The organism is Kitasatospora sp. MY 5-36 (assembly GCF_001182915.1).
Classification (GTDB): Bacteria; Actinomycetota; Actinomycetes; order Streptomycetales; family Streptomycetaceae; genus Kitasatospora.
On sequence record NZ_LFVW01000689.1, the window covers coordinates 1 to 5,885 of the forward strand.

Genomic DNA, 5,885 nt, shown 5'->3' on the forward strand with positions numbered 1-5,885 from the left:
CCAGGGCACCGACCTGCACGGACTGCTCGCGCTGGTGGCGGCCGGGCACGGGCTCACCCTGCTGCCCGAGCCGGTGCTCGCGGCGGCGCCCGGGGTCGGGTACGCGCCGATCGCCGCGCCCCGGCTGGTGCACCGCACCGAACTCGTCCACGGCAGCCTGCCGGAGGGGCCGGCGGCGCTGCTGGCGCGGCTGCTGGAGTCGTCCCGGGGCTAGAGGTCTGCGGCCTTGGAAATCGGTTGCGCGGGCCAATGGTGCCGATGGAATGATCAGGCGATGAGCACCGGAATCATCATCAGACGGGTACGGGTCGAGGACTGGCAGCGGGCCCGGGACCTCCGCCTCGACGCGCTGCGGGACCCGGTCGCGGCCGTGGCCTTCCTGGAGGTCTACGAGCAGGCCGTCACCAAGCCCGACGAGTTCTGGCAGGACCGCACGACCCGGGCGGCGACGGACCCGCACGTGGCGCAGTACATCGCGGAGGCCGAGGACGGGCGCTGGCTCGGCAGCATGACCGGGGTGGTCGAGCCGGCCGGCGGGAACGGCGCCCTGGCGGGAGACGTCGTCGAGGTCGACCAGGTGCACGTGGTCGGGGTGTTCGTCCGCGCGGAGGCGCGGGGCACCGGGCTGGCGCTCGACCTGATCCGGACCCTCCAGGAGTGGGCGTGGTCGCTCACCGGGCCCAGGATCGAGCGGGTGCGGCTGTTCGTCCACGAGGACAACCCCCGGGCCGAGGCGATGTACCGGAAGGCCGGCTTCGAGCCCTCCGGGGTGACGCTTCCGGTGCCCGGCGGCCTGGTCGGCCGGGAGGTCGAGCTGGCGGTCCTGCGGGGCTGACCGCACGGCCGGGAGGCGGGGGCGGGGAGACGGGGGGCGCTCGCGCGGGGTCTTCGCGCGGGGCGCTCGTCGGGGCGCGGTTGTGGAGACGCGGTCACCAGGCGTTCACGTCACGGATCTGACGGTGGTCGGCCGGGTGGTGCTGTCATGAGCACAGTCGCCCGGCGAGAGGCCGGGCCGGACCAGGAGTGCTTCCCCCATGATGCTCCGTCACCGTCTCACCGTCACCGCCTCGGCGGCCGCCCTCGCCGCCGCCGGGCTCGCCGCCGGCACCGCGCAGGCCGCCGCCCCGGCCCACGGCACCGCCCAGAAGGCCCGTACGCTCGCGGCGAGTTGTTCGCAGGCGTACCTGCCGCTGCCCGACCCGTCCTGCACCCCCGGTGCGTACAACCCGGACGTCACCCAGGCGACCATCGGCCAGACCATCTGCGTCTCCGGCTGGACCGCCACCGTCCGCCCGCCGACCAGCTACACCAACGCGCTGAAGGTGCAGCAGATCGCGGCCTACGGCTACGCGGACACCAGCACGGCGGACTACGAGGAGGACCACCTCGTCCCGCTGGAGCTCGGCGGCGCCCCGCGCGACCCGGCCAACCTGTGGCCCGAGCCGCGCTACGGCAGCCAGCCGGCGCAGAGCAAGGACTCCGTCGAGACCAAGCTCAAGAACGCGGTCTGCGGCGGCCGGGCCGGCCTCGACGACGCGCGCGCCGCGATCGCGAAGGACTGGACCACCGCGCTCAGCGTCCTGGGGCTGTGAGCCCGGGCCTGATCTGATCGGGCCGCCCGGTCCGTCCGCCCCCGTCCCGGTCCTCGGGAGGGGTCGGGCGGACCGGGCGCGCGCCGGACGTCAGCGCCCGTCGCAGCCGGGGAGCGCCTCGCACATCGCCGCCGTCATGCCGGTGCCGACGGCCTTGTCCTCGGGGGCCTTCCAGGCGTCCTTGGGCTGGGCGCCGGCCTTGGTGGTGGCCCAGACGGCCAGCTCGCTGACCGTACCGCCGTCGCCGACCACGTACTCGTGCAGGGTGACGGTGCCGCCGTCGGCCTGCGGGACGGTCAGGACGGCGGCGAAGTACGGCGCGTCCGGGGCGCTTTCGACCTTCACGGTGGCGCCGGGCGCGGTCTTGGCACAGGACTTGAGCGCCTCCGCCAGGCGCGCCTCGGCCATGTTGGTGGACTGCTTGGCGGCGCTGCTGTGGACCGGGTCGCCGTGGAACAGCAGGGTCTGCTGGGCCGCCCAGCGGTCCCCGCCGAAGCCGACCTCGGACTTCGCGGCGGCGGTGCCCGTGAACAACGGCTCGTCGTCCTTGGCGATCGCGGCGCGGCACAGCTCCAGGCCCTTGAACTGGACCGGCCCGGAGACCTGCTTGGCGTTGGCCGCCAGCGGCGTGTAGTGGTAACTCTCGTCCATCGGGATGTTCTTGGTGTCCATCCAGGCCTTGTCCGGGATGCCCTTGTCGGAGCCGGCGGGCTTGGTGGGGTTGGTGCTGGGCGTGGGGGCCGCGGCGGGGAGGGCGGTCTGGCCGCCGTCCCCGTTGTCGGGCCCGCAGGCGCTGAGCGCGCCCAGGCAGACGAGGGCGGCGGCGGTGGCGGTGACGACTCTGGTGGTGCGCAACTGACTGTTCCTCGGGTGTCCGGTGGCGTGGAACGGGGTCGGCCGCGCACCGCCCTGCCGTTGGGGGCGAAGGGCGGGGTCGGCCGCGGGCCGCTGGTGCGCGGCGCCGGCCGTCCGTCCTCGCCGCCCGCGCGACGCGCGGTCGCGGGCACTCGGCATGGCGGGCCTCCCCCTGTGCGTTAGGGCCGTCGGCTCCTCGGCCCGCCGCCCGCCTCGGAGATGAGGGGCGGTCAGGGTCGTGGCGGCGCATCGGCGGCGGTCGAAACCTATGCCACCGAACGGCCGCTCGCAAAGCCGGGTTCCGGCCGGAGGCCCGGATTCCCTTTGGGGTTGGTGGGTCCTGTGGGGCGGGTGGGGTCGGGTGGCGGACGGCGTGCGGGGGATCCCCGGGGCGCGCGACCGGCACCGCGCGCGGGCCGGGTGCGGCACATCCGGGCTGGTGGGGGCGGGTGTACCGGGCCCGGCGGCCGGCGGCGAAGGGGTGCGCGATGTCAACACCCGGAGCTGAACCGCGCGACGGGCGGCGGCCGTCGAACGGGGAGGAGGGAGCGCGCCGTAGTGCGGGTGAGCCCTTACGCGTGGGTGCCGTTACGCGTGGGTGCCCGGGACGCCGAGCTGCTGGGCGAGCCAGGGGAGGGCCTGGGCGAAGGACGCGGCGCCGGTCTGCCAGGTGTGCCTGCCGGAGCCGACCACGTTCACGGTGCGGATGCCGTCCTTCCGGGCCGCCGCCTCCAGGGCCTTGGCGGAGTCGATCTGGCCGTGCTCCTCGTCGCCCTGGGCGAAGTAGCCGGACACGCCCTGGTACTTGGGGTGGTGGGCGAGCACGGTCAGCGGGTCGTGGGCGGCCCAGGCCGCGGCGTCACCCCCGTACAGCTCCTGGACGGTGTGGTCCTTGTCGCCGGTGGACGGGCCCTTGTCGCGCCGGAGAAGTCGCCGAAGTGGGTGAAGACGTTCGGGTGCTCGACGATGAGGTCGACCGCGCAGGTGCCGCCCATCGACCAGCCGGCCACGCCCCACTTGTGCGGGTCGGTGGCGGCGTTGAAGGTCTTCTGGACGAACGGCGGGACGTCCTTGAGCAGATGGCTCTCGGCCTGGCCGTGCGGGCCGTCCACGCACTCGGTGTCCACCCGGAAGCCGCCGGTGGCGTCCACGAACACCAGGATCGGGGCGAAGCCGTTGTGCCGGGCGGCGAAGGCGTCGGCGGTCTTCACGGCGTTGCCCGAGCGGATCCAGTTGTCGGGCGCCGCGAACTCGCCGCCGATCATCTCCAGGACGGGCAACTTGGGCCGGGTCTGGCTGCGGAACCAGGCGGGCGGCAGGTAGACCAGCTCCTGGCGGTGGGCGAAGCCGCTGGCGGTGTCCGGTATGTCGACCTGGACGATGCGGCCCGTGCCCGTCCGGCCGTGGATCGACTTCAGCTCGTCCAGGGTGATCTGCTCCGGCAGCGGCTGCCCGCCGAGCTCGCCGATCGCGTCGTCCAGCGTCGGGTAGTAGCCGGTGGCGATGTTCACGCTGTTCGCCGCGCAGAACAGCGCCAGCAGCACGGTCGGCGCCACCAGCGCCCGGCGCCACCACCGCGCGCCGCGCCAGCCGAAGCCGAGCACGCACAGCGCCGCCACCGCCACCCCGCTCCACAGCCAGACCCCGAACGGGACCGGGTCGGTGATCCCGCCCAGCGTCAGCACGGCGACGGCGCCGGCCGCGGTGAGTGCCAGCGCCGTCCCGAGCGCGATCGGCCCCCGCCTCCGCAGCCACGCCCGCTCCCGTCGGGCGGCGGTGGCCAGGAGCAGCGCGAGGGCCGCGGCCTGGACCGTCCACGGGAACCAGCCGTCGAGCAGGGAGACGTTCATAGGGCCGGAGGCTAGGGGCGGAGGATGAGAGGCTGGTTAGAGGCTGGCAGTTCGCTGGAAGAGCGCTGTGAGGAGGAAGGGGACGCCGAAGGCCTCGGAATCCGGGCCGTGCGCCGCCATCGGGCGGATCTCCAGCGGCTCGAACTCGCGGAACAGCGAGCGCAGTTCGGCCGGAGAGTAGGCCAGCCCGCCCTCCAGCGAGCCGAGCCGGTAGAGCTCCTCGTCGGGCCGCTCGGAGCCCATCGCCCCGGCCGCGAAGGCGGTGACGGCGAAGTGCCCGCCCGGGGCGAGGACGCGGTCCAGGAGGGCCAGGTAGCCGACCCGGCGGTGCGGCGGCAGGTGGTGCAGGCAGCCGGAGTCGTAGACCAGGTCGTAGGTGTCGCAAGGGAGTTGGATCTCGAATATGCTCGCCCGGTGGAAGCGCGGGCGGGCTCCGGGGCCGGCCTCGCGGGCACGCTCCTCGGCCCAGGCGAGGGCGGTGGCGGAGAGGTCGACGGCGTCCACCTCGAAGCCGAGCGAGGCCAGGTGGATCGCGTTGCGGCCGGTGCCGCAGCCCAGGTCGAGCACCCGGCCGGGGGCCGGCGGCAGCAGGCCGGAGTCGAGCCAGGAGACCAGGTTCTCGTCCGGCTTCGGCGCGAAGAACGGGCGCTCGGCGGACCGGTCCTCGTAGAACCGGTCCCAGAACGGTTCGGCCGGCCGGAAGAAGCCGTCGAGGAGGGCGAGGACGTCTTCGGTGGTGCGGATCGTACGGTTCATGCGGCCGAGCGTAGGACGCTCGGGGGGTGGCCGCGATCGTGGCAAAAGCCGCTGGGTGGTGGGCTGTTGGGACCTTCCTTGTCTTGGTGTGGACGGGTGCCTCGGGGGCGTGGAGGAGGGCGGCCACGCTGTCGCCGGAGGCCGGGACGGGCCGTTTCCGTCGGGCGGGGAGAGGCCCCGGGGAGGGGGCCGACATCACGCTTCGATCAAGGATTCCCGGCGGGGATTCCCAGGCTTCCGCCAGTGAGGTGGTGTACGTTCGAAAAGTTTTGCCCGCTCCACGCTCCGCCCGCCATGCCCGCCGCTCACCCGGAAGACCAAGTGCCTGCTGTGATACAGCCGACGACCGCCCAGACCCACGAAGCCCGACCTACCCGCCCCTCCCGCCGGAGGCGGGCGACCGCCCTCGCCGCCGCGGCGCTGGCCGCCACCCTCCTCGCGGCCGGGTGCAAGGCCTCGGCCGACGAAACGTCGTCGGCGGCGACGCCGATTCCGATCCCGAGCGTGGTCGGAATGCACGGGGACAAGGCCAAGGACACCCTCCAGCAGCCGGACGCCCGGGCCGCCAAGACCGTGACGTTCCAGGACGTCCACGCGGGCGAGTCCCACACGCGGTCGGTCCTCATGCCGAGCCACTGGAAGGTCTGCTCCCAGCAGCCGGCCGCCGGGGAACCCTCGGCGAAGGACACGACGGTGACGCTGTCCGTGGTGAAGAACGAGGAGGACTGCCCGGGAGGCGCCGCGCCCGCCCCGGCGGACCCCGCCCCTGCCCCGGCCCCGGCCTCCCCGACCGCGACCGCACCGGCCGAGCCGGCGGCACCGAGTGCCCCTC

General features: G+C 74.2%; 7 protein-coding genes and 1 pseudogene. 4 read left to right on the forward strand and 4 right to left on the reverse strand.

The features are described 5' to 3' along the window. The 3 genes and pseudogenes from AE652_RS33645 to AE652_RS33655 all read left to right on the forward strand — a co-directional run. Positions 1-214, forward strand: a pseudogene (locus AE652_RS33645) (LysR family transcriptional regulator); the annotation flags it as partial. A 60-nt stretch (positions 215-274) separates the two neighbouring features. Beyond that, complete coding sequence (locus tag AE652_RS33650) at positions 275-835, forward strand: GNAT family N-acetyltransferase (RefSeq protein ID WP_049658559.1); 561 nt, start codon at positions 275-277, stop codon at positions 833-835. Between the two features lie 199 nt (positions 836-1,034). Beyond that, the gene (locus tag AE652_RS33655) at positions 1,035-1,592 is read left to right on the forward strand and encodes a hypothetical protein (RefSeq protein WP_049658561.1); all 558 of its coding nucleotides are present in this window, start codon (positions 1,035-1,037) and stop codon (positions 1,590-1,592) included. A 90-nt stretch (positions 1,593-1,682) separates the two neighbouring features. Here AE652_RS33655 and AE652_RS33660 read toward each other — a convergent pair whose 3' ends face one another. From AE652_RS33660 to AE652_RS33675, 4 genes are all read right to left on the reverse strand, one after another. Continuing rightward, positions 1,683-2,447, reverse strand: a complete 765-nt coding sequence (locus AE652_RS33660; RefSeq protein WP_049658563.1) for a hypothetical protein — start codon at positions 2,445-2,447, stop codon at positions 1,683-1,685. A 588-nt stretch (positions 2,448-3,035) separates the two neighbouring features. Continuing rightward, positions 3,036-3,272, reverse strand: coding sequence for a hypothetical protein (locus AE652_RS44405; RefSeq protein WP_049658564.1), 237 nt, complete (start codon positions 3,270-3,272; stop codon positions 3,036-3,038). 2 nt (positions 3,273-3,274) lie between these two features. Then, the gene (locus tag AE652_RS33670; RefSeq protein ID WP_049658565.1) at positions 3,275-4,297 is read right to left on the reverse strand and encodes an alpha/beta hydrolase family protein; all 1,023 of its coding nucleotides are present in this window, start codon (positions 4,295-4,297) and stop codon (positions 3,275-3,277) included. Positions 4,298-4,333: 36 nt separating this feature from the next. Next, positions 4,334-5,053, reverse strand: coding sequence for a class I SAM-dependent methyltransferase (locus AE652_RS33675; protein ID WP_049658567.1), 720 nt, complete (start codon positions 5,051-5,053; stop codon positions 4,334-4,336). Positions 5,054-5,374: 321 nt separating this feature from the next. Here AE652_RS33675 and AE652_RS46825 point away from each other — a divergent pair. Then, positions 5,375-5,885: PASTA domain-containing protein (locus tag AE652_RS46825; protein ID WP_199823183.1), on the forward strand; the 511-nt coding region annotated here is incomplete at its 3' end.